Annotated in this window: 1 protein-coding gene; it reads right to left on the bottom strand. The window is 54.3% G+C overall.

Translation table 11 applies throughout. The features are described 5' to 3' along the window. Positions 1 to 86: 86 nt before the first annotated feature. Positions 87 to 1,346: a chloramphenicol efflux MFS transporter CmlA1 gene (locus tag K0778_RS25975; protein WP_000095725.1), complete on the bottom strand. Its 1,260-nt coding sequence runs from the start codon at positions 1,344 to 1,346 to the stop codon at positions 87 to 89. Positions 1,347 to 1,529: the final 183 nt, after the last annotated feature.

Here is a 1,529-nt window from a genome sequence, read left to right as displayed (position 1 = left end):
TAACGCCTGAGCTCAGCCGACCGAAACCGCGTAGCGGTTTTGGGTCGGCTGCAGCGATTTGTTGGGCGATAGCTTGCCACATTCTCTCAACGATTGGGATTTGATGTACTTTCCGCACTTTGTAGCGCGACCACATCATGCTCCCCCTGGCCGCGAGAGCCCTTCACTCGGGAAACACAAGACAGACCGAGCACGACTGTTGCAAGGGTCAAACAGTACACGACAACCGGCCAAGCCGTGTTGCGCGGCAACAGCGAAATGATCAACGTTCCGATGCTTCCTAGCAGTACACCGCCCAAGCAGAAGTAGACTGCCGTGACCGTTCCAGCAACATGGTCGAATCCTCGAAGAGCGCCATTGGGCGCCACAGATACCGCTGTGGCGACACCAATACCCACTAGCCACATTGGAGCAATAAAGCCTAACACGGACTGCAAAGCCCATATTTCGGTGATGGCAAGCAATACTGCTCCAGCTATCAGGCATCCCATTCCCATTCGCAAGACACTTGGGCTGCCCCACTTGGGTATCACACGCCCCATAAAACGAGCCGTAAACACCATGGCAATTGCCACTGTGGCGAACAGCAGGCTGAAGCCAAGCTGAGACACACCTTGCCTGCCCATCATTAGTCCGGGCGCAATGGAGAAAAAGACGAAGAAGCTACCCATTCCAGCGGCGTAACACAACGTGTACAACCAGAAGTTCAGGCACTTAACGGGGAGTAGCAGCTGCGACCATTGCAAGCCCGCAACTCGTTGCACCCGGGTTTCAGGCCAGAATCGCCACGCTGCTGCAGATGCAGCGATCATGCCCAAACCTAGAAACGCAAAGATAGCCCGCCACCCAAGCCACATGTCGACGAGCGCTCCGAGCAATGGGCCTACCGCCGGGACCATGGCCAGCATGGATCCGAGTATGCCGTAAATGACATTACTTTCCTCGCGACCTGCGTAAATGTCACGTACTGTTGCAAATGTGGAAACAAGGCACGCCGAGGCACCACAAGCCTGAAGAATCCGAAGCCCCAGAAAGACTTCAGCCGATGACGTAAGAGCGAGGCCCATTGACGCCACAACGTAGGCGAGGCCACCTCCCAGTAGAACGGGGCGGCGCCCCAGTCGGTCCGATAGCGGTCCAAACAAGAGCTGACCGGCACCAATCATGACCAAGTACGTTGTCAGCGTAAGCTGAATTGTGCTCGCTGTCGTACCAAGCGCGTTTGGCATAAACGGCACTGCTGGCAAGTACATGTCCATGCCGAGTGATGCCAATAAATCGAACGGTGATAACAACAACACCGTGGCGGCAAGGGAGTACCGCCAACTAAAGTTTTTTGAGCTCACGAAACCATCTCCTTGAACAAAGGATTTGGCGGCGCTCCCGTAGAGCAAAAGGATTCATGAGAACGCCGCAACAACCGAAAAATGAAGGTTGCTGCGGCTTACTTGTCTGCGTTCTTGGAAGTGCTCATCTGCTGACTATCTCATGATTGAATTTGAATCGTAACAACTTTCAAGCAACTCTGC

The organism is Escherichia sp. XD33 (assembly GCF_019375075.1).
Taxonomy (GTDB): domain Bacteria; phylum Pseudomonadota; class Gammaproteobacteria; order Enterobacterales; family Enterobacteriaceae; genus Enterobacter; species Enterobacter flexneri_A.
The sequence above is the reverse complement of the archived record's forward strand: the minus strand, read 5'-3'. Positions and strand labels throughout refer to the sequence as shown.